Source organism: Aeromonas sp. QDB68 (assembly GCF_027707405.1).
Taxonomy (GTDB): Bacteria; Pseudomonadota; Gammaproteobacteria; order Enterobacterales; family Aeromonadaceae; genus Aeromonas; species Aeromonas caviae.
On record NZ_JAPCIQ010000024.1, the window covers coordinates 24617 to 48949 of the forward strand.

The following is a 24333-nucleotide window of genomic DNA, read 5'->3' on the forward strand; positions in this document are numbered from 1 at the left end:
CTCTATGGCCCACATACCACAAGTAAAAATCCCGGCCACCTACCTTCGTGGCGGCACCAGCAAGGGGGTCTTCTTTCGCTTATCTGACCTGCCCGAGCGCTGCCAGCAGCCGGGCCCGGCACGGGATGCCCTCTTCCTGCGGGTCATCGGCAGCCCCGACCCCTACGGCGCCCACATGGACGGCATGGGGGGGGCCACCTCCTCCACAGCCAAGTGCGTGATCCTCTCCAAAAGCCAGCAACCCGATCACGATGTGGACTACCTCTACGGCCAGGTCGCCATCGACAAGGCATTCGTGGACTGGAGCGGCAACTGCGGCAACCTCTCCACCGGCGCCGGGGCCTTCGCCATCCACGCCGGCCTGGTGGACCCGTCCCGCATCCCGGAGCACGGCACCTGTGAGGTGCGCATCTGGCAGGCCAATATCGGCAAAACCATCCTCGCCCACGTGCCGGTGACAAACGGCCAGGTGCAGGAGACAGGCGATTTCGAGCTGGACGGGGTGACCTTCCCCGCCGCCGAGATCGTGCTGGAGTTTCTCGACCCGTCCGACGAGGGTGAAGACGGCGGCGCCCTCTTCCCCACCGGCAATCTGGTGGACGATCTGGAGGTACCCGCGTCTGTTGTAAAGAGCGGCGTACTGAAAGCCACCCTGATCAGCGCCGGCATCCCCACGGTGTTCGTCAACGCCGAGGACATTGGTTATGAGGGCACCGAGCTGCGCGAGGCGATCAACACAGACCCGCAAGCGCTCGCCCGTTTCGAGGCGATCCGGGTTGCCGGTGCCCTGCGCATGGGGCTCATCAAGCGCCCCGAAGAGGCGGCCACTCGCCAGCACACCCCGAAAATTGCCTTCGTCGCACCCGCCAAGGATTACCGCACCGCCAGCGGCAAGGAGATTATTGCCGGCGAGATCGATCTGCTGGTGCGGGCCCTCTCCATGGGCAAGCTGCACCACGCCATGATGGGCACCTGCGCCGTGGCCATCGGCACGGCGGCGGCCATTCCCGGCACCCTCGTCAATCTGGCCGCCGGGGGCGGCGAGCGCGAAGCGGTGCGCTTCGGCCACCCCTCCGGCACCCTGAGAGTCGGAGCCCAGGCAGAGCAGGTAGCGGGACAGTGGACGGTCACCAAGGCGGTGATGTCCCGCTCCGCCCGCATCCTGATGGAAGGCTGGGTGCGGGTCCCTGGAGATGCCTTCTAGCCCGCTGCGGCATCACACCGACCAGGCCAGCCAGACGAAAAGAGCCCCAAGGCGACTGCCTCAGGGCTCTTTTTTGGATGTTTCAGGCTGTGAAAATCACATCATCATTGCGGTCTTGCCACACACTCCACCTTTCTTGGCACATTGTGCTTCGCGTCCCCGCCGATGAGCCGCTTGACCTGCCCTGGTGGGCAGCGACCGTCATCCACATAGGCGGTCTCCCCAAGGGGCAGCCTGCCTGGGGGTGGATCCTGACTCAGATAGGTGACGGGAATGGGCGCAGGCGCAAACCCACTGCACCCCGACATCAGGAGTGCGCCGCACCACAGAGCCAGCATGCCTCCCCTCTTTCCTGCAACCGCCATCGCTCACTCCCTGCCTCTGTCGGGGCACCGACCCGGCGCCCCTCGTTTCGGCAGTGTACCCAGGGATGGCGCCGGACCGACACCCGTCTCCGGCGCCGTTGTGACGATTCCAGACACAGACAAAAATATCGGCTTTTCACGGCTTCGACCCGTAGTAGTGGGTCAGCAGGGCATCGGCCTCGTCCACGGAGATCGCCATCTGCGGCCAGCGCGCGGCCTTCTCCCTGATGTCCCGCAGGCTCCCCAGCTCCGGGCGTAGTGCGCTGCCGAGGTGGCGGTTCAAGGCATCAAAGCGGGCGATCACCCCCTGTCGGCTGAAGTGCCCGGGCGCCAGATCCATCCGGTAGCCCTGAAACAGCCACTGGAGTCCCTGATAGACGGCGGGGTGGTAGACGCTGTGATGATCCTCCTCCTCGAAGTAGCGGCTGGTGACGTGCAGGTTTGCGCCGGGTGCCCCCACTACCTGCCGCGCAAACTGCTGCAGGCGATCCCGGTGAAACGCCGAGCGCCCGAATCCCGGGGTGAAGGGGTTGTTGGCCACCGCCATAAACAGCGAGGAGGCGTGCTTGAGCGGCCCGGTCAACTCCGACGCGATGCGCTCGTAATTGCGGGGGTAATCGAACCAGAGGCTGGCGTCGATGGCGATCACACCCTGGAACTGGCCGCCGTCTTGCGCCTGTGCATCGAGCGCCAGCAGGCCGCCGAGGGAGTGGCCCACCAGCAGGGCCGGCGCCCGGGTCCGAAACCTCTCCTCGATGAGGGGGCGCAGCTCCTCACTCAGATAGCGCAGGAACCGGGGCCCGCCCCCCGTCACGGCATAGCCGGGCCCCGCCGGTGCCCCATTTGGCAAGGTCATGGTGTGGCTCGGGGTGTAATCCCGCATCCGGTCGGTGTTGTGGACCGCGACGATGATGAGGGGGGGAATAGCCGGATTGAGCCCGGCCCGCAGGGCCCGGGTGATGCCGACAACCTCCAGCAGGCTCTTCTCCCCGTCGAGCAGATAGAGCACGGGGAACCGAGCCCCGGGCTCGCGTTCATATTCCTGGGGCAGGGAGACGCTGTATTGCCGCGTCTCCCCCAGCAGGGCCGAATGGTGGGTGAAGCGCTGTGCGTAGTGGAGCATGTCTGCCTGGGCAGAAGAGAGTGTGATCATGGTGAGCAGCAGGATGATGAGTCTTGTCATGGGATGAACCAGGATTGTGTCGCCAGCCTTGGGGATCCCCCGTAGGGCGGCGCACAGAGACGGTAGCAGGGCCCGCAGGCCCTGCTGTCGTCGGTCGTTACAGCTTGTAGGTGAAGCCTGCCATCAGGTTCGCCAGCTCGCCGTACATGTTGAAGGTGCTGGTGGAGCCGACCCGGTAGAAGTACTCCCGGTCGAGCAGGTTGTAGAGGTTCAGGGTCGCCTGCATTCTGTCGTTGATCTCGTAACGCACCGCCGCATCGAACAGGGCATAGCCCCCCTGGTGGGTCTCGACCCCCTTCTGGTTGAAGCCGTAGTCGCTCACCGCCGTCATCCCGGCCCCGAGGTGCAGCCCCTGCACCCAGTCGGCCAGGTGGTAGTCGGTCCAGAGGGAGAGGGCGTGACGGGGAATGGTGTCGAATTTCGGGTTGTGATCCCCGGCCTTCTCCTCGATGTCGGTGAAGGTATAGCCGGCCATCACCATCCAGTTCTGGCTGAGATAGCCGCTCGCCTCCAGCTCCACCCCTTGCGTCTCCACCTTGCCGGTAGCCCAGTAGGTGTTGGTGATGGCGATGCCCTGATCGTCGTAGGCCTGGGCCGCGATGTTGTCGTCCTTCATCAGGAAGAGGGTCGCCCGGGTGTTGAGCAGGCCGTCACGCAGCGAGGACTTGATGCCGGTCTCCCACTGGCTGCCCTCCCGGGGCTTGAGCAGGTTGCCGCTCTCGTCCTGGCTGGTCTGGGGCTTGAACACCTTGGAGTAGCTGGCATACCAGGCGTGTTCGTCGCTCAGGTCATAGACGGCCCCCGCGTAGGGGGTGAGCTTGCCGTTGAACGTACCGGACTCGCCGCTCTGGGCTCCGGAACTCAGGGTCGTGCTGACGGCATCCAGATCGTACCAGGAGACGCGGGCCCCGGTGATCACCGCCAGCGGCTCCAGCAGACGCCAGGTCACCTTGCCATACAGACCGAGCTCCGACTGCTCCTCATGGTCATTCTTGGTGTAGCTGTAGTCCGGCTTGGCGACCCGGGTCGGGTCGAAATCGAACACATTGATCTTGCCGAGGTTGCGGTTGGTGTAGGTCTGAATGTCCGACTCGTAGCGCTTGTAGTCGGAGCCCAACACAAACTCGCTCTTGTGCCCCAACAGATCGAACATCTGACTGTAGTTGGCATCGAAGGCCATGTTCTTCTGCTGGTTTCCCTGGCCGTTGAACATCAGCCCGGTGTTGCCCGCCGCGTCCACGGGGCCGTTGGTGAAGGTCTGCTCCAGCCGCATGTCGTGATCCATGTAGCGGGCCGAGACCTGACCCACCCCGCCGTTGGCAAAGGCGTGTTGCAGCGAGGCCCCCACATCCGTGGTGTCGGCGTCGAAGAAGTCTTCAGCCGACCCCAGGTAGGTGCTGCGGCCGATGTCGAGCAGGGAGCCGTCCTTGTACGCCGGCAGGCCGTTGGTGGGCAGGATGTCCTTGGTCTGGTGCAGGGCGTAGACGGAGAGGCGGGTGCGATCCGAGAGATCGAACTCCAGGGTGCCGTAGTAGGTACCGTTGTCGTTGTTGTTGTAGTCCACCTGGTTCTTGATGTCGGCGTTGGCCACCACGACGCGGCCGCGCAGGGAACCCTCGTCGTTGAGTGCGCCCCCCATGTCCGCCTCCAGGTAATGCCTGTCCCAGCTGCCATAGCGCGCCGTGACCGAGCCCTTGAAGGCGTCGGTCGGACGCTTGAGCACCATGTTGATCACGCCCCCCAGCTCGCTGGTGCTGTTGAAGAGGCCGGAGGGGCCCCGCATGATCTCCACCCGATCCACCGCCGCCAGCGATGGCAGGGTGCCGTACTTGCTCTGCATGGGCGATGGCAGGCCGTTGAGGTTCACTTCGTCGTACTCATAGCCACGGGAGAAGATGGAGGAGCGACCGCTGTCGTTGACCAGGGTGCGCAGACCCGGCGTGAACTTGGCCAGATCGTCCACCGCCACGAAGTTACGCTCCTCGATGTAGTCGTTGGTCAACACGGTGATCGACTGGGGGATGTCTTTGAGGGCCGTCGGCGTCTTGGTGCCGACGGTGGCCGAGTCGACCCCATAGCCTCCCGTCTCCTCCGACGGCGACATCCCGTAGAGTGGATTGCCATAGACGACCAGGGTTTCGTCCGGCTTGATGTCCGGTGTGTGTGCCCCTGCCGGGGCGGCAAAGGTGACGGCCAGAGCGGCAGAGATGGCCAGAGCCAGCGGGCTTCGCGCTTTATCCTTCAAGACAACCATAGTAAGAGTGATCCCAAGATAGAGATGACAATCATTTTCATTTAATTTTCCGGGGGCTAATATATCACTCCATCTTCCGCCGCAGTTTTGCGGTGTGGTCATTTCACTCTTCGACATGGTCAAATTGCACATGACTGACACAGTGGCAAGGGATACCAGCGCACGCCAGCGAGGCCGCTTCACCGGCAGGGTGGAGAACCTGGTGATCCAGGAGGGTCTTCGCTTTCACAACAAGGACATCGTTCACAAGGCAGACTTCGCCACCGAGCGGGAGTTGCCGCCGCAGTTGATCATCGCCATTCCCCTCGAGAGCCGGGCCCTGATGACCTATGGCGCCACTCACAGGCTCAAGGGGTGCCGCTTCCACGAGTCCGACCCCATAGTGGCAACCGCCATCCTCTATACCGAGCCCGACATCGTGCAGGGGGCGGCCAAAGCCCAGGTGCGCAGCCGCAGCATCGTCCTTTCCCTGGACCACACCTGGCTCGCCCACAATCTGGCACAGGCGCATCGCAAGGCTTTCGCACAGACCTTCAGCCGCCATCTGAGCCGCGTCGACTGGACCCTGCCCGCTGCCCTTGGACAGATTGCGGAAGCGCTCAATCTCACCAGCAGCCAGAACGCCTCCGAGATGCTGATGCGCAAGGCCTTTGCCCTCAGTGTCTGGGAGAGCCTGATGACCCACCTCCAGCAGGCCGCCTCCCCCTGCTGCCAGCGCCAGAACGAGCAACCGACGCGCCTCAAGATGCTGCTCAGGGATGAAAAAGTGGACGAGATGACCCTGACCGAGATCGCGGCCACCCTCGGCATGAGCGTCTCCACCTTGCAGCGAGCCGCAAAAAAAGAGCTGGGCATGAGCCTGCAGCGCTACCTTCGCCAGCGAAAGCTGCAAGAAGCGCGGGCCAGGCTGGAGGCGCGCAGCCTCTCTCTGCAAGGCGCCGCCGCCCACGCCGGCTATGACCATGTGGCCAATTTCATCACGGCGTTTAGAAAGCAGTTCGGCTTCTCGCCGACGCGGATCGCCAGACAGGGTAATGAGCAGGAGCTGGCGCCCTCTGCAACGCCTTGAGCCTCCTTGTTCATGCACAATACATCTTTGCTCTGGGATAGTAGGCACCACGCAGGTGGGGTGGCGCTTGAAATCAGCGCTCGTCATCCACACATTCAGTGCATACAATGCGTTAACGAAGCACAAATGGTCGCTTCACCCCGGAAATCAAGAGGACATCAAGATGGATACCCGTTCTATCTACACTGGCACCCAGGGTGCCGTGCGCGACACCAACAAGGTGCTGCGCAACACCTACATGCTGCTCTCCCTCACTCTTGGCTTCTCAGCCGTGGTAGCCGGGGTAGCGACCGTCATGAACATGCCGCCCCTGCACTGGGCCGTGTTCCTCATCGGTGTCTACGGCCTGATGTTCCTGACCGAGAAGAACCGTGACAACGGCATGGGGCTGGTGTTCACTTTCGCCCTGACCGGCCTGCTGGGCTATAGCCTCGGCCCCATCATCAACATGTACATGAACAACGGCGGCGGCGAGATCGTGATGACGGCGCTGGGCGGTACTGCGCTCACCTTCTTCGGCCTGTCTGCCTATGCCCTGACCACCAAGCGGGATCTTTCCTTCCTCGGCGGCATGCTGTTCGTCGGGTTCTGGGTACTGCTGGTAGCCATGGTCGCTAACATCTTCCTGCAGATGAGCGCCCTGAGCCTGGCCCTGTCCGCCATGTTCATGCTCTTTTCCTCCGGCGCCATCCTGCTGACCACCCAGCAGATCGTGCGCGGCGGCGAGACCAACTACATCTCTGCCACCGTCACCCTGTATGTCTCCATCTACAACATCTTCCTGAGCCTGCTGAGCCTGCTTGGCGGCAACCGTAACTGATGGATGCTTAAGATGCACAAGACCCCGCTTCGGCGGGGTTTTTATTGGCGCCCATTTCTGTCAGGATAAGTTGCAAATCAAGGATATGAAGCGAAGTGGCCCTGATCCAAATCAGGGCCGTTTCGTTATCGACGGGTTATGCTGTTGCTTTCGTTTCGCTCAAGGGTTGCCTTCATCCCATGCCCATGGACTTCTCAGGTTTATTGCGCCGTCTGCTGACCGACAGCCACATCTATTTCGCCCTCAAAGTCCTGCTCGCCATCGCGGGGCTGCTCGCCTTCGCGCTGGCAACCGGTGACATCCAGCTCACCGTGCTGCTCTCCCTCGGGGTGGTGGCCGGTGCCATCGCCGAGACCGACGACAGCCTCTGGGGCCGGGTCAAGAACCTCGCCATGACCCTGCTCTGCTTCCTGTTCGCCTCATTGTGCGTGCAGTATCTCTTCCCCACTCCCTGGCTCTTTGCCATCGGGCTCGCGGGCTCCACCTTTATCTTCGTCATGGTGGGTGCCCTCGGCCAACGCTACGCCACCATCAGCTTTGGTTCCCTGCTGATTGCCATCTACACCATGCTGGGGGCCGCCAAGGCGCCGGATCTCTTCTATCAGCCGCTGGCCCTGTGCGCCGGGGCCCTCTGGTACGGCCTGGTGTCCCTGGTCTGGCTCTGGCTGCTGCCCTACAAGACCCTGCACGAGCAACTGGCCCAGAGCTACTTCGCCCTCGCCCGCTATTTGCAGGAGAAATCCCGCTTCTTCCCGGCGGATGAGCACGGCGCCCAGGCCATCCGCCACAATCTGGCCCAGCTCAACATCAACTTGGTCAATGCCCTGAACCAGGCCAAGACGGCGCTCAATGCCCGTCTTCATGCCCCCGGCCGCCACGGGGTTGCCCCCGAGCTCGCGGGCCTGCTGCGCCTCTACCTGCTTGCCCTGGAGATCCAGGAGCGGGCCACCTCCAGCCACTACCCCTACAGCAAGCTGGAAGCGGAGCTCAAGCAGGGCATCGTCCTCGACGGCTTCCAGGAGGTGCTGTCACAGCTTGCCCACGCCTGTCAGCAGCTTGGCTACGCCATCCTGGTGCACAAGCCCTACACCCACCACAAACGCATTCACTGGACCCTGGAGGCCCTCGGCGATCAGCTGGAGTTCACCCACCTCAAGCAGCACTACCCCAAGACCCTGCTGACACCGATGAAGTTCCTGCGTCGCAACCTGGCCAGCATCAACCAGTTGCTGCAAAGCGCCGAAGAGCTGCAAAACCCCGCCGCGCCCCCCACCAGCCTGCCTCCCCTGGCACGGCCGGTCGCCCTGCCCCTGCTGGCATTGCTCAGGCAGCACCTGACCCCGAACTCCATGGTGTTTCGCCATGCCCTGCGGCTCTCCCTCGGGCTGGTCGTGGGCTATGGCATTCTGCAGGCGTTTCACCTGGACAAGGGGTACTGGATCCTGCTCACCGTATTGTTCGTCTGCCAGCCGAGCTACAGCGCAACCCGCCGTCGCCTGGTGCAGCGGATGCTCGGCACCTTCGCCGGTATCCTCATCGGCGTGCCCGTGCTCTGGTTCTTCCCCGAGCTGCACCTGCAACTGGGGATCATGGGGCTTGCCGCCTTCCTGTTTTTCACCCAGGTGCGCAGCAACTACAGCGCCGCCGTCTGCTTCATCACCCTCTACGTGCTGATGGCGTTCAACCTGCTGGATGGCATCGGCTTCGCCATCCTAGGACCCCGCCTGCTCGATACCCTGCTCGGCTGCCTGCTTTCCTACGCCCTGGTGGCCTGGCTCTGGCCCGACTGGCAATACAAGCGGTTGCCGACCCTTATCGCCAACTCCCTGTCCGCCAATGCGAAGTACCTCTCGGCGGTACTCGCCAGCCTGCATCGCCAACGGGATGAATCCCTGGACTACCGGGTGGCCCGCAAGTGTGCCCACCTCGCCGACAGCGAGCTGGCCATGGCCTGGCAGAGCATGCTGGTGGAGCCGAGCAAGCGCCGCCGCTTCCTGGATCTCTGCTTCACTCTCACCTGGCGCAACCATGCCCTGCTCTCCTATATCTCGGCACTCGGGGCCCATCGCGACAAACTCGAGCCCATCGAGGGGCTGGAGGAGATAAGCCGCCACATCAGCCAGACCCTGGAGCAGGCCGCCGGTCACCTGGCGGGGCAGATGCCGACGCCGCTCGCGGGAGCCTGTCCGGCCATCGCTCCGGAGAGCAGCGAGGAGCAGCTGATGCTGAGCCAGCAGCTCTCCCTCATCAGCCAGTTGGCAGACGAGCTGTTGGTGCTGGCCAACGACGGCCAGTTGCTGACAGGTCAGGGTCGGACCTAGCCGGACATAGCCGCCGGGCCGATCCCGCCCGAGACAGGTGCCAAGCGCCGCCCCGGTTGCCGGACGGGACGCAAGGCGCTACCATGCCCGCCCCATTGAGATAGCCTTTTCGAGGAAGCGTCATGTCCGAGCCACACCATTTGCAGTTCAACGGCCAACTCATCGAGACCGATGCCCAAGGCTATCTGCGCCACAGCGAGCAATGGAGCGAGGCGCTGGCCTTGGTGCTGGCCGAGAAAGAGGGGATAGTGCTGGAGGATCCCCACTGGGAAGTGGTGCGTTTCGTACGGGCCTTCTATCTGGAGTTCAACACCTCCCCCGCCATCCGCGCCCTGGTCAAGGCGATGGAAAAGCAGTACGGCCCGGAGAAGGGCAACAGCCGCTACCTCTACAAGTTGTTCCCGGAAGGCCCCGCCAAGCAGGCCACCAAGATCGCAGGGCTCCCCAAGCCGGTGAAGTGCATCTAGTCCTCCTCGGCAGCCCGATAGCCACACTGCCTCCCCCGTGTTGGACACAAAAAAAGACCGCGCCCATGTTGCCATGAGGCGCGGTCTTTTCATTTCATCGTCCTGTCAGGGGTTGTAGGCCACCACGGAGCCGCTCAAGCCCGTCATCTGGCTGATCCGGCTCTGCATGCCCTGCAACTTGGCCTTGGAGACATCCGGCCCGATGAAGACCCGGTTGATCTGCCCCTGTACCGGGGTTCTCGGCGACGTCTGGGCCGAGTAGCCCGCCGCCCTCAGCTTGCTCACCAGGGCATTGACGCTGTCTGCATTCTTGAAGGCGCCAAGCTGCAGGATCCAGCTCCCCTGAGCCGGGGCTGCTGCCGGTGCCGTAGTCGGCTGGGCCATCTTGCTCGCGATGAGATCATCCATGGTCTTGATCTGGCCCGCCTGTGGCTTGGCCTCCACCGGTTTTTGCACCTCTACCGGCTTGGTTGGCACCGGCTTGGGTTTGGGCTGCTCCACCGGTTTCTTGGCGATCACTTCCGGCTTGGGCTCGGGTTTGGGCTGGGGCTTGGGTTGCGCCACGGCCTGTACCGGCTGCTGCTGGGTGATGGGAGCCTGACTGGCTCCCGCTGGATTGGCTCCCCCCTGATTGACCAGGGTCACGGTATCGCCAATCTCCTCTACCTGCCACTGGGTCGCGGCAGAGGCCTGCTGCTGACTCGCCAGATGCTCGGCCGGCAGGGTGCTCGCCGCCGAGACCTGAAGCGCAGGCTTGGCGGGCTCCAGCTCCGGACGCAGGGGGATCTTGGCGAAGGCCTCGTCCTTCTGCTCCAGCTTGTTGCCGTCCATCAGGTCCGGCAGAAAGATGACCACCAGGGCGACCAAGATGACGGTCCCCACCAATCTGTTTTGAAACTTCGAAGCCAAGTTAATTTCCACCCATGTTACTTAGGATCCATTGCAATCTTGCACACTTCGCAAAGAACGCCTCCCCTCACGCCGGCTGGCGAAGCCGGGTCCCTCGCCACCCACTTGGCCTGAAAGGGGATTATCCAGTGCAAAACCCGGCCCGTCGTCACGTTGACGGAGCCAGGGGAGCGAACGGCTCAGACCGAGCCCAGAGCCAGCACGTCGGCGACAGTGTAAAACGAGCCGAACACAATGACCATATCGTCAGGACTCGATGCGGCCAAGGCGGCGCCGTAGGCATCCCCCACGCAGGCAAAGGTGAGCGCCACGCCCCGGCCGCCGCCAAGGGCCGTCGCCAACTGGTCGGCCGTGGCCGCGCGCGGGCCGTGGAGGCTTGCCAGGAACCACTCGTCAATCAGACCGCCAAGCTCGGCCAGCGACCCCGCCATGTCCTTGTCCTTGAGCATGCCAACCACGGCGCGGCGCTTGCCCTTGCCGGGGAGCTGGCGCAACTGGCTGGCGAGATAGGCGGCAGAGTGGGGATTGTGGGCCACGTCGACGATGACCAGCGGCGAGGTTTGCAACTGCTGCATCCGGCCAGCAAGGCGAGCATTGGCCAGGCCGTCGCGAATGGCGGACTCCGCCAATGGCAGACCGAGGGACTCCAGCGCCGCCAGCACGGTGACCGCATTCATCAGCGGCAGGGCCGGTTTGGGCAATCCCGACCAGTGGTGCAGGCCGTGATAATCCCAGTCACCTTCATGCTCGTCACCACGAAAATCGATGCCGACCTGACGCAGGCAGGCGCCGAGGCGCGCCGCTTCGCTTGCAATGGTCGACGGCGGATTGGGCTCCCCGCTGATGGCGGGTTTACCTTTGCGATAGACGCCAGCCTTCTCCACCGCCACCGCCTCCCGGGTATCCCCGAGCCAGTCGCAGTGATCCAGGGCAATGGAGGTGATCAGGGCGACGTCCGATTCCACCACATTGGTGGCATCGAGCCGCCCCCCCAGCCCCACTTCCAGCAAGAGCACATCGGGCGCGGCGCGGCGAAACAGCCACAGACCCGCCAGGGTGGCGAACTCGAAGAAGGTGAGGGCGATGTCGCCCCGGGCGGCTTCCACCTCGGCAAAGGCCGCGCAGTGATCGCCATCGTCCAGCTCCTGGCCATTGACGCGCACCCGCTCGGTAAAGCGCAGCAGATGGGGGGAGGAGTAGACACCGACCCGGTAGCCGGCGGCCATCAGGATGCTGGCCGCCATGGCGCAAGAGGAGCCCTTGCCGTTGGTGCCCGCCACCGTGATCACCTTGAACGGCAGTTCGGTGAGGCCCATGCGGCGGGCAACCGTGCCGACCCGCTCCAGCCCCATGTCGATGTTGGCCGGGTGGATCTGCTCCAAATAAGAAAGCCAGTCGACCAGCGACCGGCTTTGGGATTGTTGCATGTGTGAACTCATCTTCAGTCTTCGATGACCTGAGTGTTCATCAGCTTGGCCAGCAGACCGGCCAGACGGTTGCGCATTTCGCGCCTGTCGATGATGAGATCGATGGCACCCTTCTCCAGCAGGAACTCGGAGCGCTGGAAGCCTTCCGGCAGTTTCTCGCGCACGGTCTGCTCAATGACGCGGGGGCCGGCAAAGCCGATCAGCGCCTTGGGTTCGCCTACGTTGATGTCACCCAGCATGGCCAGACTCGCGGAGACGCCACCCATGGTGGGGTCGGTCAGCACGGAGATGAAGGGCAGGCCCGCCTTGGTGAGGCGATCTAGGGCCGCACTGGTCTTGGCCATCTGCATCAGGGAGAACAGGGCTTCCTGCATCCGCGCACCACCGGAGGTGGAGAAGCAGACCAGGCCGCGGCCCTCCTTGATGCTCTCCTCGACGGCGCGCACGAAGCGGGCACCGACCACGGAGGACATGGAGCCCCCGATGAAGGAGAACTCGAATGAACAGGCGACGACCGGTACCCCCTTGAGGGTCCCCTTCATCACCACCAGCGCATCCTTCTCGCCCGTCTCTTTCTGGGCGGCAGACAAACGATCCTTGTAGCGCTTGGAATCCTTGAATTTCAGGATGTCTTGCGGCTCCAGCTCGGCCGCGACTTCGCTGCGTCCCTCGGCGTCGAGGAAGCTCTCGAGACGGGCACGTGCGCTGATGCGCATATGATGGTCACACTTGGGGCACACTTCGAGATTGCGCTCCAGCTCTGCCCGGTAGAGCACCTGTTCGCAAGCAGTACACTTGGTCCACACCCCTTCCGGAATGTTGTGACGACGCGGTGTGGTGATCTTGCTCTTGGGAAGGATCTTCTCAAGCCAGCTCATGGAATTCCTTAATGCATTTGTGCCTGACAAAACACATCGAGCCTTGATTGTTCAATGACTTAACGGCTCGATGGCAATAAACGACGGATCATTAAACCACAAATTTTCGGGCCCAGTTACTAAAAACTGGTCGTACCCGGTGCCGAGTCCGGCAGCCACAGCGGGCCGAGGGGCGGCCGGGGCAACCCGAATTCGGCCGGGTAATCCACATCCACAAGATAGAGGCCGCCCGCCTTGGCGGTCGGGCCCGCCAGGTTGCGATCCTTCGCCGCCAGCACCTCGGCAATCCACTCCACCGGTTGAAGCCCCTGCCCCACCAGCAGCAGGGAGCCGGTGATGTTGCGCACCATGTGATGCAGGAAGGCGTTGGCCTTGATGTCGAGCACGATGTAGGGGCCGGAACGGCTGACACACAGGTGGGTCACATTGCGCCAGGGGGTGTTGGACTGACAGGCGACAGCCCGGAAGGTGCTGAAGTCGTGCTCCCCCAGCAGGCTCTGGCCGGCCTGGTGCATCAGCGTCGTATCGATGGCTTCGTGGTAGTGGCTGACGCCTTGGCCCAGGATCGCCGGGCGGTAGTTGTGGTTGTAGATGACGTAACGGTAGCGACGGGCGGTGGCGCTGAAGCGGGCATGGAAATGCTCGTCCACCTCCCTGACCCAGCGCACGGCGATGTCAGGGGGCAGGTTGGAGTTGAGCCCCAGGGTCCAGGCGCCTTCTGCGCGGTTCGACTCGGTATCGAAGTGGATCACCTGGCCGGTGGCATGCACCCCCGCATCGGTGCGACCGGCACACTGGATGGAGACGGGGTGGTTGGCGATGCGGCTGAGGGCTTTTTCCAGTTCCTCCTGGACGCTGATCACTTCGCGCTGGCGCTGCCAGCCGAAGTACCGGCTGCCGTCATATTCAATACCAAGGGCAATTCGCATGGGTAACGGTGTCTTCTGATGAAAGGATGCAGTGAAAGAAACGGGGCGGATTATACGCGCTCGAGCTCAAAAGTCCCAGACCGGGCGAGGCCGCGGTGCGGGGCCCCCAAAGAGAGAGGGCAGCCTGCGGGCTGCCCTCTCTGGTGCATGGATGACAAGGGCCTGCCTAGCCCAGGCGCTTGAGCAGCTTCTGCGCCTCGCTGCGCTGGTGCTCGCTGCCCTGGGCCACCGCCTCTTCCAGCAGCTCGCGGGCGCTCTCCTTGTCGTCGATCTCGAGGTAGGCCCGGGCCAGATCCAGCTTGGCCCCCACCCCGCCGTCATCGGCATCCACATCAAAGCCGTTGGACTCCGGCAGCACCTCGGGGAAACCGTCCAGCCCCACATCCAGGGAGAAGCCCTGATAGGGTTCCTGCTCCGTGCTGCTGGCATCGGCATCGGCCAGCAGCTTGTCGATTTCAACGAAGTCGCTGTCTTGCACCTGCTCGCGGGGCTTCACCTCCCCCTGATGGGACTCCACCTCGGCGAAAGCATCCTCGAAGTCCGCCAGGGCCAGCTCGCTGGGATCCCACTCGGACGCCGCCGGCTTGGTGGGCTCCAGCCCGAGCTCGGCCAGCATGTCGTCCACATCGTCCTTGCCAAACCCCGTCTCGTCGATGTGCGGCGCCTTGGCGGCCAGCTCATCGTCGGTCGGCTCGCCAAACCCGGTCTCTAGATCGCTCAGATCGAAGTTGGCCAGTGTCTCGTCACGCTGGCTGCGGCTCTCCTCCTGGGCCTGGGCCAGATCCGCTTCCAGATCCGCGTCCAGCTCGGCAAACAGGGCGGCCTGCAGCTCCTCCTCGGTCATGATCTCGTCATGACCACGAGCAGAGGAGCTGGGCTCGTCGGAGAGATCGAGTTCCGGCACCACGGGCAGATCGAAGTCACCCTCATGGGCCAGATCCAGCTCGGGCACCAGATCCGGATCCCGGTTCGCCGTCGTCACCGCAGGCTCCACATCAAAAGCGGAGAGCGCCGTCTCGTCATCCCGGAAGATGACATCGGCGGCAGCACTGGCGCCATCTTGCTTCCTGATCACTTCCGGCTCGTTGAGATCCGGCATGCCATGGAGGGGCTCGTCATCCGCGATGCCCACCGTCATCAACTGCTCAAACTCGCTGTTCTCGTCTCCCATGACCATGGAGGTCGACTCGGAGAGGCTCTTCTCCTGCTCTTCCAGCTCGCGGCGGGCACGAGCACGCAGCCAGAGCGTGACCAGGGCAAGCACCAGGAGTACCGGCAGCAGGATGATCATGGCGAGATTGAGCGGCGAAGAGAGCAGCTCCATCAGCCAGCTCTGTTTGGGCACCGGCGCCACCACAGGAGGCGTCGGATTGGCCTTGAGTTCCGCCACCTCTTTTTGCAGGGCGGTTTGATCCTGCAACTGGGCCTTGAGGGTCTCCACCTCTTCGGTCAGGGCTTGCAGGCGCAGCTTGAGCCTGTGGTTCATCTCGGTGACCTGGCCGAGCTGGGCGTTGGCATCTTCCAGGGCCAGCGCCATCTCGGTGGAGGGTTTGCCCACCGCAGTGGCGGGCAGGGGCGCCGGCGCCGTGCTGGCGGTGCTGCTCGCAGCAGCGCTCACCACCACGGGGGTGGAGACAGCCGCCTTGGCGGTCTCCTTCACCTCGGGGGCAGGAGCCGTCGCCTTGGGTGCCGCCGGGATCGGCGCCGCCTTGGGCGGTGTATTCTTGGCCACCACAGCCGGCTTGGCCGGAGCAGGCTTGCTCACCACCGGCTGGGCGACGTGGGATTGCTTGTTGGCCAGGTATTTGGGGCTCAGCCCCTTCCAGCTCGCGTTGTCGCTGTTGAAGCGACGGCGTGCTTCGGCATCCGTGATGCGCCCCGCCTCTGCGGCGGTGGGCAGCAGGATGTGGGAACCCACCAGAATATGGTTGATGTTGCCGTCTGCGAAGCTTCGGGGGTTCTTGTCATAGATGGCCACCATGGTCTGGTAGACACTTACCCGGTTGGACGGGCGATGCTTGCTCGCCAGACTCCAGAGGGTATCGGTGGGACGCACGGGACCATAACTGCCAGCCGACGCAGCAGGCACCTGACGCACGATGGGCTGGGCTCTGGGCAGGGTGACGGGCGCCACGGGCTGGGCCCGGGGCTCTGGTTGCACCGCGGGGGGCGGTGAGCCATCCGGTCCCTTGAGTTCGACAAAGAAGGGTTCTCGCGCCCCCTCTTCGGCCTGAACCGTGCCCAGAAGCCCCAATGCGAGTAGCGTTGCCAGCGTTATGCGGGAATGTCCCATATTCGTTCCTTCGTATGACGGCCCTATCACATTGAAAAATCTGGATAGTTACCCCAAAACAATCGGCTCAATATAAATCAGGCGCCGGTCTCAAGCCAGCGATCCGACATATTTCGCGCCCGGCGGCGACCAGAAAGCAGCCCCAGACGCGAACCAGAGTGTAGAAAAAAACCTAGTCCACTGATATCACACGGTATTCCAAAAACCGGAGAGTGGGTTCCCGGTCACATCCCGGGGCCAGGGCGCCCACATCAAGGCGGGGTTCCCTCCCCGCCCGGGGCCGACATCCGGCCTCAGAGGTAGTCGCGTACCAGCAGTTCGGCAATCTGCACGCTGTTGGTTGCCGCGCCCTTACGAACGTTATCGGCCACGATCCACATATTGATACCACTCGGATGAGAAATATCCTGGCGTACCCGCCCGACCATCACGTCATCCTGACCGGTGGCATCGCGCACCGGGGTCGGGTAGTCCCCTTCATCATCAAACAGGGTCACCCCCGGGGCATTGCGCAGCAGCTCCTTGACCTGCTCGGCGTCCAGCGGCTGGTGCAGCTCCACATGGACTGCCTCGGCGTGACCGTAGAAGACCGGCACCCGCACGCAGGTGGGGTTCACGGCGATGCTGGCATCCCCCAGGATCTTCTGGGTCTCCCACACCATCTTCATCTCTTCCCGGGTGTAGCCGTTGTCGGTGAAGGCATCGATCTGCGGGATCAGGTTGAAGGCGATCTGCTGCGGATAGAGGGTCGGCTCCACCGGACGGCCGTTGAGCAGGTGGGCGGTCTGGCCCGCCAGCTCGCTCACCCCTTCCTTACCGGAGCCAGAGACGGACTGGTAGGTCGCCACGTTGATGCGACTGATGCCCACCTCGTCGTGCAGGGGCTTGAGGGCCACCAGCATCTGGATGGTGGAGCAGTTGGGGTTGGCGATGATGTTGCGGTTGCGAAAATCGGCCAGGGCGTCCGGGTTCACTTCCGGAATGACCAGGGGGATGTCCTCGTCGTAGCGGAAGCAGGAGGTGTTGTCGATGACGATGCAGCCGTGCTCGGCGGCGATGGGCGCCCATTTGGCCGAGACCTCGGCACCGGCGGAGAAGAGTGCAATCTCCACCTGGCTCCAGTCAAAGGCCTCCACATCAAGGATGTCGACGTTCTTGCCGCCAAAACGCACCGTGTCCCCAGCGCTGCGACTGGAGGCGAGCGGATAGAGGGTCGCTACCGGGAAGGCGCGCTCCTCCAGGATCTCGATCATGGCCTGACCCACGGCGCCGCTGGCACCCAATACCGCTACGTTGAATTGCTGACTCACTGATCTGTTCTCCTGTGATGCGGCCCGTCGGGGCCGGGCATGAGGGCCCCGGCTGGCACGCGTATCGGTTTGATGACAGGCCCGCCATGATGCCGGGCCGGGGGGAAGCGCCGCCTGGGCAAGCCCCTCCCCTTGTTGAAATCGGGTTTATTGCTTCGAGACGGCAAAGCCCAGTCGGGCCAGTCTGTCGTCGGCGAAGGGCCCTTTCAGTTGCAAGGCGCCCAATTCGCGCCGCTCGGGGTAGCGCTTGCGCTGCTCATCGAAGCTGCCGGGCAGCCCGATCCGGTTGCGAAAACGGGCGTCGTCACGGCGCACGTCATAAACAAGGTGGACAAGCTGCTTGATGAGCGCCTGATCCGCCGGCTGCCCCGGCGTCAGCTCGCGCACCTCTGGGGCAGGCAGCAGGGATTGCAGATCCTGGCGCGGGGTGCGCCCCAGTTGCCGGCACAGCGCCTCATAGAGCATCCAGGTGCCACGGGCCTTGCCTTCCAGGCTGTAACCGGCGATGTGCGGGGTGGCCAGCTCGGTATGGGGCACCAGTTCCTTGAGAGGCTCCGGCTCTCCTTCCCACACGTCCATCACCAGTCGCAGGGGATGGGGCCCCTGCTGGCGGACAAGCAGGGCACGGTTGTCCCACACCTCGCCGCGGGAGGCGTTGATGAGGATCTGCCCGGCCGGACGCTCGGCGATCTCCTCGGCTCCCAGCAGGTGGAAGGTGGCCTCATCCCCTTCACGAAGATAGGGGACATGGAAGCTGACGATGTCGGCATCCAGGGCAGTGCGGAAATCCACGAAGTCGCCAGCGGCGCCGCTACGGGCCAGGGGCGGGTCGCAGCGCAGCACCTTCATCCCGAGCGCCTCGGCCTTGCCGGCCACTCTCTCGCCGGTGTTGCCGGCGCCGATGACGGCGAGGCTCATCTCGCTCAAGGTCAGCTCATGGCGTTCCGCCAGAACCAGCAGGGCGGAGAGCACGTAGTCCCCCACCGACACCTTGTTGCAGCCGGGGGCGCTGAAGAAGGGGATGCCCCGCGCCGCCAGCAGCCCCTGATCGATGTGATCCGTGCCGATGGTGGCCGTACCGACAAACCCCAGCCTGGGGCAACTCGCCAGGAGCGCTTCGTTGACCCGGGTCACGGAGCGCACCAGCAGCACATCCGCCTCTTGCAGATCCGCGGCCTTTATTTCTCGTCCCGGCAGGGGAACCACTTCACCAAATTCCGCAAACAGCTCCACCGCATGGGGCATATTTTCATCAACGACGATCTTCATCGGCACGCATCTCGTCCACAAGGGCCACAGGCGCGCCATTCTAGCCCAAACGCGACGGATTTTCAGAGGCTTGTTGGCAGACCGCTCTGCGGCCATCTTTTCGCCTCCCGGCCTCAGGTGCGGGCACGATGCCCGGCAGCATCATATGTAACAGCCTGTTGCCCTCGCCCCCTTCGCCTTGACCAGAGCAACCTGACTGGCACAATGACGCCTCTTTCTAGCCGCTCGCGCCACCGAACCGGACCCCTTGATGCCGACTCACTCCTCTTCGTTGCCACGCCGCAAGGTGCTTCATTTCAATGCCCTCCTGCTCCTTCCCCTGCTATTGCTCGTCTGCCTGCCCTGGCAGCCGTTCATGACCCAGGCCCTGCAATCGGGCTGGCTATGGTGGCCCTACGCCCTCACCCGCATGGTGGACTTGCCGGGGCTGGTCTTCACCATCGCCGCCCTGCTGCTGCTCACAAGACACAAGCTGACGCTGGACAGTCGCGCCCTGCTGGCGCTGGCTGGCGCCCTCTTTGCCGTGCTGGCGAGCGACTGGGTCATCAAGAGCCTCATCAAGCTGCTGACCGAGGAGCCCAGGCCCTACCTCATCTGGCTGGAGAGCCAGGAGCTGATCCCCGCCATCCGCCAGTTCTATGGGGGAAGCCAGGCCCTTCGCAGCGAACAGGTCCACGCCGCGACCCAGTTGCTGGCGCTGCCCGCCTGGCTCGGCCAGCACTGGCAGGCAGAGGTCAACTATGCCTTTCCCTCCGGTCACAGCATCGCCGCCATGAGCCTCGCCCAGTTCTTCGGCCTGATCTGGCTGGCCCGGGCACCCGCCGGGGCCTGGCTGCTGCCGCTCTGGGCCATCGGGATTGGCCTCTCGCGCACCCTTATCGGCATGCACTGGCCCCTGGATGTGCTGGCAAGCGCCCTGCTTGGCAGCCTCACCGCCCTCCTGGCCGCCCGCTGGTGGTTGCGCCACTACTGACGTCCAATAAAAAACGGGCACCTGGGTGCCCGTTTTTTATCGCTTGTACGCCACTCACCCCTTCTGCTGCCAGCCCTCGGGATACTTGTAGCCGACGAAGCGCTTGGCGGCATAAGCCTTGAATTCGGGGGAGTTGTAGGCGGCCGCCACATCCTTGGCGAACGGCTTGCCCGCATCGGCGCTCTTTACCACCACCCAGTTGATGAAGTCATAGCTGCGCTCGAGGAAGAGGCCGGAGCTGAACGGGATCCCGCTTGAGGCGGCAAAGTTGCCGTTGATGACGGAGAAGTCCACATCCTCACGGGAGCGCGGCAGCTGCGCCGCCTCCAGCAGCACCAGCTTGAGGTTGTGGGGGTTCTTCACCACGTCGAACTCGCTCGCCTTGAGAGGATTGATCCCCTCCTTGAGGCTCAGCCAGCCCAGATCCTGCAACATCAGCAGTGCCCGCGCCTGGTTGGTGGGATCGTTCGGGATGGCGACCGTGCTTCCCTCTTTCACCGCCTTCAGATCCCCCAGCTTGCCGGCGTAGAGCCCCATGGGACCGGTCGGTACCTGGGTGATGGGCGCCAGAGAGAGACCCCGGTCTTTGGCGAAGCTCTCCAGATAGGGCTTGTGCTGGAAGCAGTTGACGTCAAGCGACCCGTCCGCCAGGGCGATGTTGGGGGTCACGTAGTCGGTGAACTCCACCAGCTTGACCTTGTAGCCCTTGGCTTCGAGCTGCGGCTTGATAGAGTCGGTCACCATGTCGGCAAAGTCGCCAACCGTGGTGCCGATGACGATCTCTTTCTTCGCCTCATCGATGGCAAAGGCGGACAGCGGCAGGCTGCTGGCGAGCAGCGCCAGGGCGGAAAGGGTGAAGAAGGAACGACGTTGCATAAAAACTCCCTGTCAACATGATCATCAAAACGGTGAACGGTCGGGGGCGAACATGCAGCCACCACACAACCATCTAGCCATCCAAACGGCTAATTTAGCACACCATAACAGAGCTCGTAGCCTTCGCCAAGCAACAAAACCGGGCAAGCTTGGCCAGCACGAAGCAAAGCGCATCCCGCAACTGGATGAAAAATCTTTGACGGAGCGCGCAGTTATGCGCCTTGCCCTCTCCCTGCCTGGCGTCAAACTGGCTTATTGTGGTCATTCGATACCCATTTCAACGGTTCCCATGAGGGCCTGATGGGCTGCTCTACACCCAGACAACACAAGGAGTCACCGTGTTCGATCATGTTGAAATCAAGGTGGTGCGTTTTGACTCCTGTCAGCACTTCTACGCCACCGTACTGGCTCCTCTTTTGATAGAACTCAAATGGTCTGATGAGGCGGCGGCCGGTTTTGGCCTGATGGGCCGCGATCACGTGGGCTTTCTGATTGAGCGGGGGCAGCAGGGCGCCTCCTGCCATCTCGCATTCAGGGCCGACGACACGACACAGGTGGATGCGTTCCATCACGCGGGGATCAAGGCAGGTTTTGCCTGCAATGGGCTGCCGGGACTGCGTTCCCACTATGCCCCCAATTACTACGCCGCCTTCCTGCGCGATCCCGATGGCAACAACATCGAGGCGATGACCTACCTTGAATGCCCAGACACGGCAAGCGAGTGAAGCAGCGCCACTCAGTCAGCCAACGAAAGCCTTCAGGCGAGGCAGTCCGCCACAGACAAGGAGACATTCATGCTTGAGCAAAACACCACCGGCCTGCTGGTCGTCGATATCCAGGGCAAACTGGCCCGTCTGGTCGAGGAGAGCGACACCCTGATTGCCAATACCGCCAGGCTGGTGCAAGGGGCCAGGGTGCTGGGGCTGCCGGTTGTCTGGCTGGAGCAGAACCCGGACAAGCTCGGTGCCACCGTGCCCGAATTGCAATCGCTGCAGGCAGGCGATCTTGTGCTGCCCAAATACAGCTTCGGCGCCCTGGGGGAGCCCACTGTGGCGACCGCGCTGGCCGAAAGCGGGGTAGAGCATTGGCTGGTATGTGGCATCGAGACCCATATCTGCGTCTACCAGAGCGTGTTGGGACTTCTGGCCAGCGGCACCCGGGTCTCGCTGGTGGTGGATGCGGTGTCGTCTCGCTCCGCTGCCAACCGGGATCTCGCCATCGGCCAGCTTGCGGCCAGGGGAGCTGCGCTGACGTCGGTGGAGATGTGCCTCTATGAGCTGATGGGGGACTGCCGCCATCCGGCATTTCGCCAGATCCTCTCCCTGGTGAAATGACCGCCATGATGGACAATATGGCGCCCTTTCTGTTCGCCCTCATCGCCTTCGGGGCGGCACTCATGGTGACGGTGACGGGGATGGCCGCCACCCGTCACTATCTGGCCTGGCTCTGGCTGGGGATCATGCTCTTCTTCGGGCTGTGGTGGACGCTGCTGGGATGCCGCCGCTCCTCGCCGAACCGGCCCCTCTCTGACCATGCCGCCCGGACGGCTCAGCTCCCCAGACGCTCCTGCAGATAGTCGTATCCTTCCCCCTCCCTTGGCACGAAGCTCAGCCTGTGGGTCAGACCGGGGGGCGCATCATCGGCATGATGGGAAACGAACAATAGCTGGGTTCCCTCGCCCACGAGGCGCGCTACCATCTCCCGCACCAGGTGACGGTTGAGGGGATCCAGTCCCTGCAGGGGTTCGTCCAGGATGAGCAGCGGCGGATGCTTGACCAGGGCACGGGCGATCAGCACCAGTCGCTGCTGACCGAAAGAGAGAGAGTGGAAAGGCTGCGCCCCCTGATCGGCCAGCCCCAGCAGGGCCAGCCACTGGTTGGCCAGCGCCAGCTGACGATCCCCCGGCCGGGTATAAAGCCCGATGGAGTCGTAGAAACCGGAGAGGATCACTGTCTGCACCGGGCAGCTGACACGATAGTCCAGATGCAGCGCCGGGCTCACGAGCCCGATGTGGCGCTTGATCTCCCAGATGCTCTCGCCGCTGCCCCGCCGCCGTCCGAACAGATGGAGCTCATTGTTGTAACCTTGCGGGTGATCTCCGGTGATGAGGGAGAGCAGGGTCGACTTGCCAGCGCCATTCGGTCCCACCAGTTGCCAGTGCTCCCCCTCGTCAATGGTCCAGTCGAGCCCATCGATGATCACCTGATCCCCGTATGCGATACGCATGGCTTTCATGACGACCCGAGGGCCGGGAGGCAGGGGCTCGGGGGTCGTCAGCGGTGGCGGCAAACGGGGGGATACCGTTTCGGCGCGTGCCAGCTGGGCCACCTCCTGGCTACCGAGCACCGCCTCGCGCTCCCCCGCCAGCAGCAGACGACACTCGCCGAGCAGGCCGAGGTGAGTGGCAAAGGGCGGGATCTCGTCAAAACGGTTGACGATCACCACCAGGCGCAGCCCCTCTGACACCAGGTCGGCCAGCAACATCATCAAAGAAGCCCTGGCCCCCTGATCCAGGCCATCGAAGGGTTCGTCCAGCACCAGCAGCTCGGGCCGCCCCAGCAGGGCCCGGGCCAACAGCAGCTTGCGCCCCTCCCCGCTCGAGAGGTAGCGATAGGGGCTATCCCACAGGGATTCAATGCCAAAGCGGGCCAGCAGCGCGCGGGCCTCATGCTCCTCGCCCCCCGCCTCCAGCATCAGGGTCGATACCCGATACCCCGCCTCCTCCTCTTCCCCCAGCATGTCGGTATTGCGCCGCTGCCAGTCCAGCTCCCCCAGCTGTTGCTGCGACTCGAACGAGAGTCGCTCGGCCCGGACTCGGCCCGATACCGCTCCGGCACGCACGACCAGCTCGCCGCACAGGGCCGACGCCAGCGCCGTCTTGCCGCTGCCGTTGCTGCCGACGAAGGCCCAGCAGGCCTGCGGGGTGAGACAGAGTTCGGGAATAACCAGGGTGTGGTGGCCACGCAGGGCCAGGGTGGCGGATTGCCACTGCAATGAGGTCATGGGATCGTCCTGTGATGGGTGCGGAGCGCCTTGCGCATTCCCCTTGTAACAGAAAAAGGGGGGCGCAGACAAAAACGGCGCCATTGCGGCGCCGTGTCATCAAAAAGCGGGGACGGGTTTAGCCGGCCTTGTGCTGCTCGGCCAGATAGAGCCAGGTGTCGACCACGGTATCGGGGTTGAGCGACACGGAATCGATCCCCTGCTCGACCAGCCAGGCGGCGAAGTCCGGGTGATCGGACGGCCCCTGGCCGCAGATCCCCACGTACTTGCCCGCCTTGCGGGCGGCGGCGATGGCCATGGCCAGCAGTGCCTTGACCGCCTCGTTGCGCTCGTCGAACAGGTGGGCGATGAGCCCGGAGTCCCGATCCAGCCCAAGGGTTAACTGGGTCATGTCATTGGAGCCGATGGAGAAGCCGTCGAAGTGCTCGAGGAATTTGTCCGCCAGCAGCGCATTGGAAGGCAGCTCGCACATCATGATGACTTTCAGGCCGCGCTCGCCACGGCGCAAGCCGTTCTCAGCCAGTATCTCCACCACCTGCTCCGCCTCACCCAGGGTACGCACGAAGGGGATCATCACCTCGACGTTGGTCAGCCCCATGACATCCCGCACCCGTTTCATTGCCTCGCACTCGAGGGCGAAGCAGGGGCGGAAGCTGTCGGCGATGTAGCGCGACGCACCACGGAAACCGATCATGGGGTTCTCTTCTTGACATCCTCCCCCACCTTCGCGCTTCGCGTCTCAGGAGGGGGATTCCCATTACTGGGTGATAGCTGCTCGCGCAG

General features: G+C 63.6%; 21 protein-coding genes and 1 pseudogene. 9 read left to right on the top strand and 13 right to left on the bottom strand.

Going from position 1 to position 24333, the window contains the following annotated elements:
* Positions 1 to 4 precede the first annotated feature (4 nt).
* Positions 5 to 1204: a 2-methylaconitate cis-trans isomerase PrpF gene (prpF, locus tag PG892_RS09810; protein ID WP_043155113.1), complete on the top strand. Its 1200-nt coding sequence runs from the start codon at positions 5 to 7 to the stop codon at positions 1202 to 1204.
* Between the two features lie 104 nt (positions 1205 to 1308).
* On the opposite strand, the gene PG892_RS22630 is transcribed toward prpF, so the two are convergent.
* The 3 genes from PG892_RS22630 to PG892_RS09820 form a co-directional block, all read right to left on the bottom strand.
* Entirely contained in the window at positions 1309 to 1569 is a 261-nt protein-coding gene (locus PG892_RS22630) for a DUF6719 family protein (RefSeq protein ID WP_039038793.1), read from the bottom strand.
* 136 nt (positions 1570 to 1705) lie between these two features.
* A complete protein-coding gene (locus PG892_RS09815; protein WP_043155111.1) occupies positions 1706 to 2752 on the bottom strand; it encodes an alpha/beta hydrolase in 1047 nt (348 codons plus the stop codon).
* A gap of 97 nt (positions 2753 to 2849) precedes the next feature.
* Positions 2850 to 5006 carry a TonB-dependent siderophore receptor gene (locus PG892_RS09820; protein WP_043155109.1) on the bottom strand — a complete coding sequence of 719 codons (2157 nt, stop codon included), beginning with the start codon at positions 5004 to 5006 and terminating at the stop codon, positions 2850 to 2852.
* A 130-nt stretch (positions 5007 to 5136) separates the two neighbouring features.
* On the opposite strand from PG892_RS09820, the gene PG892_RS09825 reads away from it, so the two are divergent.
* The 4 genes from PG892_RS09825 to PG892_RS09840 all read left to right on the top strand — a co-directional run bounded on the left by PG892_RS09825 (position 5137) and on the right by PG892_RS09840 (position 9683).
* On the top strand, positions 5137 to 6075 hold the full coding sequence (locus tag PG892_RS09825) for a helix-turn-helix transcriptional regulator (protein ID WP_043155107.1): 939 nt from the start codon (positions 5137 to 5139) through the stop codon (positions 6073 to 6075).
* Between the two features lie 163 nt (positions 6076 to 6238).
* Complete coding sequence (locus tag PG892_RS09830) at positions 6239 to 6895, top strand: Bax inhibitor-1/YccA family protein (RefSeq protein ID WP_010675134.1); 657 nt, start codon at positions 6239 to 6241, stop codon at positions 6893 to 6895.
* Between the two features lie 179 nt (positions 6896 to 7074).
* Positions 7075 to 9216 carry a YccS family putative transporter gene (gene yccS, locus PG892_RS09835; protein ID WP_270825374.1) on the top strand — a complete coding sequence of 714 codons (2142 nt, stop codon included), beginning with the start codon at positions 7075 to 7077 and terminating at the stop codon, positions 9214 to 9216.
* A gap of 122 nt (positions 9217 to 9338) precedes the next feature.
* The gene (locus PG892_RS09840; RefSeq protein WP_039038798.1) at positions 9339 to 9683 is read left to right on the top strand and encodes a TusE/DsrC/DsvC family sulfur relay protein; all 345 of its coding nucleotides are present in this window, start codon (positions 9339 to 9341) and stop codon (positions 9681 to 9683) included.
* A 105-nt stretch (positions 9684 to 9788) separates the two neighbouring features.
* Here the strand turns inward: PG892_RS09840 and dedD are convergent, their stop codons facing one another.
* The 7 genes from dedD to PG892_RS09875 form a co-directional block, all read right to left on the bottom strand.
* Positions 9789 to 10592: a cell division protein DedD gene (gene dedD / locus PG892_RS09845; protein ID WP_270825375.1), complete on the bottom strand. Its 804-nt coding sequence runs from the start codon at positions 10590 to 10592 to the stop codon at positions 9789 to 9791.
* 179 nt (positions 10593 to 10771) lie between these two features.
* Entirely contained in the window at positions 10772 to 12031 is a 1260-nt protein-coding gene (folC, locus tag PG892_RS09850; protein ID WP_199769646.1) for a bifunctional tetrahydrofolate synthase/dihydrofolate synthase, read from the bottom strand.
* Positions 12032 to 12033: 2 nt separating this feature from the next.
* The gene (accD, locus tag PG892_RS09855) at positions 12034 to 12897 is read right to left on the bottom strand and encodes an acetyl-CoA carboxylase, carboxyltransferase subunit beta (RefSeq protein ID WP_010675139.1); all 864 of its coding nucleotides are present in this window, start codon (positions 12895 to 12897) and stop codon (positions 12034 to 12036) included.
* Between the two features lie 119 nt (positions 12898 to 13016).
* Positions 13017 to 13826 (bottom strand): tRNA pseudouridine(38-40) synthase TruA, encoded by an 810-nt coding sequence (gene truA / locus PG892_RS09860; RefSeq protein WP_182721631.1) that lies wholly within the window; start codon positions 13824 to 13826, stop codon positions 13017 to 13019.
* Between the two features lie 166 nt (positions 13827 to 13992).
* On the bottom strand, positions 13993 to 16119 hold the full coding sequence (locus tag PG892_RS09865; protein ID WP_270825376.1) for a FimV/HubP family polar landmark protein: 2127 nt from the start codon (positions 16117 to 16119) through the stop codon (positions 13993 to 13995).
* 293 nt (positions 16120 to 16412) lie between these two features.
* On the bottom strand, positions 16413 to 17429 hold the full coding sequence (locus PG892_RS09870; protein ID WP_041214974.1) for an aspartate-semialdehyde dehydrogenase: 1017 nt from the start codon (positions 17427 to 17429) through the stop codon (positions 16413 to 16415).
* A 147-nt stretch (positions 17430 to 17576) separates the two neighbouring features.
* Complete coding sequence (locus PG892_RS09875) at positions 17577 to 18698, bottom strand: 4-phosphoerythronate dehydrogenase (protein WP_270825377.1); 1122 nt, start codon at positions 18696 to 18698, stop codon at positions 17577 to 17579.
* 250 nt (positions 18699 to 18948) lie between these two features.
* Here PG892_RS09875 and PG892_RS09880 point away from each other — a divergent pair, with 250 nt between their 5' ends.
* Positions 18949 to 19671, top strand: coding sequence for a phosphatase PAP2 family protein (locus tag PG892_RS09880; RefSeq protein WP_069651435.1), 723 nt, complete (start codon positions 18949 to 18951; stop codon positions 19669 to 19671).
* Positions 19672 to 19725: 54 nt separating this feature from the next.
* On the opposite strand, the gene PG892_RS09885 is transcribed toward PG892_RS09880, so the two are convergent.
* A complete protein-coding gene (locus PG892_RS09885) occupies positions 19726 to 20547 on the bottom strand; it encodes a MetQ/NlpA family ABC transporter substrate-binding protein (protein ID WP_041214971.1) in 822 nt (273 codons plus the stop codon).
* 338 nt (positions 20548 to 20885) lie between these two features.
* Here PG892_RS09885 and PG892_RS09890 point away from each other — a divergent pair, with 338 nt between their 5' ends.
* From PG892_RS09890 to PG892_RS09900, 3 genes are all read left to right on the top strand, one after another.
* Positions 20886 to 21272: a VOC family protein gene (locus PG892_RS09890; protein WP_109113224.1), complete on the top strand. Its 387-nt coding sequence runs from the start codon at positions 20886 to 20888 to the stop codon at positions 21270 to 21272.
* A gap of 69 nt (positions 21273 to 21341) precedes the next feature.
* Complete coding sequence (locus tag PG892_RS09895; protein WP_270825378.1) at positions 21342 to 21881, top strand: hydrolase; 540 nt, start codon at positions 21342 to 21344, stop codon at positions 21879 to 21881.
* A 5-nt stretch (positions 21882 to 21886) separates the two neighbouring features.
* Positions 21887 to 22123: a hypothetical protein gene (locus tag PG892_RS09900; protein ID WP_270662248.1), complete on the top strand. Its 237-nt coding sequence runs from the start codon at positions 21887 to 21889 to the stop codon at positions 22121 to 22123.
* On the opposite strand, the gene modF is transcribed toward PG892_RS09900, so the two are convergent.
* Together modF and PG892_RS09910 are read right to left on the bottom strand one after the other, a co-directional pair.
* Positions 22096 to 23550, bottom strand: a complete 1455-nt coding sequence (modF, locus tag PG892_RS09905) for a molybdate ABC transporter ATP-binding protein ModF (protein ID WP_270825379.1) — start codon at positions 23548 to 23550, stop codon at positions 22096 to 22098. The genes PG892_RS09900 and modF overlap by 28 nt on opposite strands.
* A gap of 118 nt (positions 23551 to 23668) precedes the next feature.
* Positions 23669 to 24256 (bottom strand): annotated as a pseudogene (locus tag PG892_RS09910) (putative PEP-binding protein); the annotation flags it as partial.
* Positions 24257 to 24333 lie beyond the last annotated feature (77 nt).

Excerpts from the sequence above, each read along its gene's own strand:
- prpF (WP_043155113.1), top strand. The coding sequence starts at position 5 with ATGGCCCACATACCACAAGTAAAAATCCCGGCCACCTACCTTCGTGGC.
- PG892_RS22630 (WP_039038793.1), bottom strand. The coding sequence starts at position 1,569 with ATGGCGGTTGCAGGAAAGAGGGGAGGCATGCTGGCTCTGTGGTGCGGC.
- PG892_RS09815 (WP_043155111.1), bottom strand. The coding sequence starts at position 2,752 with ATGACAAGACTCATCATCCTGCTGCTCACCATGATCACACTCTCTTCT.
- PG892_RS09820 (WP_043155109.1), bottom strand. The coding sequence starts at position 5,006 with ATGGTTGTCTTGAAGGATAAAGCGCGAAGCCCGCTGGCTCTGGCCATC.
- PG892_RS09825 (WP_043155107.1), top strand. The coding sequence starts at position 5,137 with ATGACTGACACAGTGGCAAGGGATACCAGCGCACGCCAGCGAGGCCGC.
- PG892_RS09830 (WP_010675134.1), top strand. The coding sequence starts at position 6,239 with ATGGATACCCGTTCTATCTACACTGGCACCCAGGGTGCCGTGCGCGAC.
- yccS (WP_270825374.1), top strand. The coding sequence starts at position 7,075 with ATGCCCATGGACTTCTCAGGTTTATTGCGCCGTCTGCTGACCGACAGC.
- PG892_RS09840 (WP_039038798.1), top strand. The coding sequence starts at position 9,339 with ATGTCCGAGCCACACCATTTGCAGTTCAACGGCCAACTCATCGAGACC.
- folC (WP_199769646.1), bottom strand. The coding sequence starts at position 12,031 with ATGAGTTCACACATGCAACAATCCCAAAGCCGGTCGCTGGTCGACTGG.
- accD (WP_010675139.1), bottom strand. The coding sequence starts at position 12,897 with ATGAGCTGGCTTGAGAAGATCCTTCCCAAGAGCAAGATCACCACACCG.
- truA (WP_182721631.1), bottom strand. The coding sequence starts at position 13,826 with ATGCGAATTGCCCTTGGTATTGAATATGACGGCAGCCGGTACTTCGGC.
- PG892_RS09865 (WP_270825376.1), bottom strand. The coding sequence starts at position 16,119 with ATGGGACATTCCCGCATAACGCTGGCAACGCTACTCGCATTGGGGCTT.
- PG892_RS09875 (WP_270825377.1), bottom strand. The coding sequence starts at position 18,698 with ATGAAGATCGTCGTTGATGAAAATATGCCCCATGCGGTGGAGCTGTTT.
- PG892_RS09880 (WP_069651435.1), top strand. The coding sequence starts at position 18,949 with ATGCCGACTCACTCCTCTTCGTTGCCACGCCGCAAGGTGCTTCATTTC.
- PG892_RS09885 (WP_041214971.1), bottom strand. The coding sequence starts at position 20,547 with ATGCAACGTCGTTCCTTCTTCACCCTTTCCGCCCTGGCGCTGCTCGCC.
- PG892_RS09895 (WP_270825378.1), top strand. The coding sequence starts at position 21,342 with ATGCTTGAGCAAAACACCACCGGCCTGCTGGTCGTCGATATCCAGGGC.
- PG892_RS09900 (WP_270662248.1), top strand. The coding sequence starts at position 21,887 with ATGATGGACAATATGGCGCCCTTTCTGTTCGCCCTCATCGCCTTCGGG.
- modF (WP_270825379.1), bottom strand. The coding sequence starts at position 23,550 with ATGACCTCATTGCAGTGGCAATCCGCCACCCTGGCCCTGCGTGGCCAC.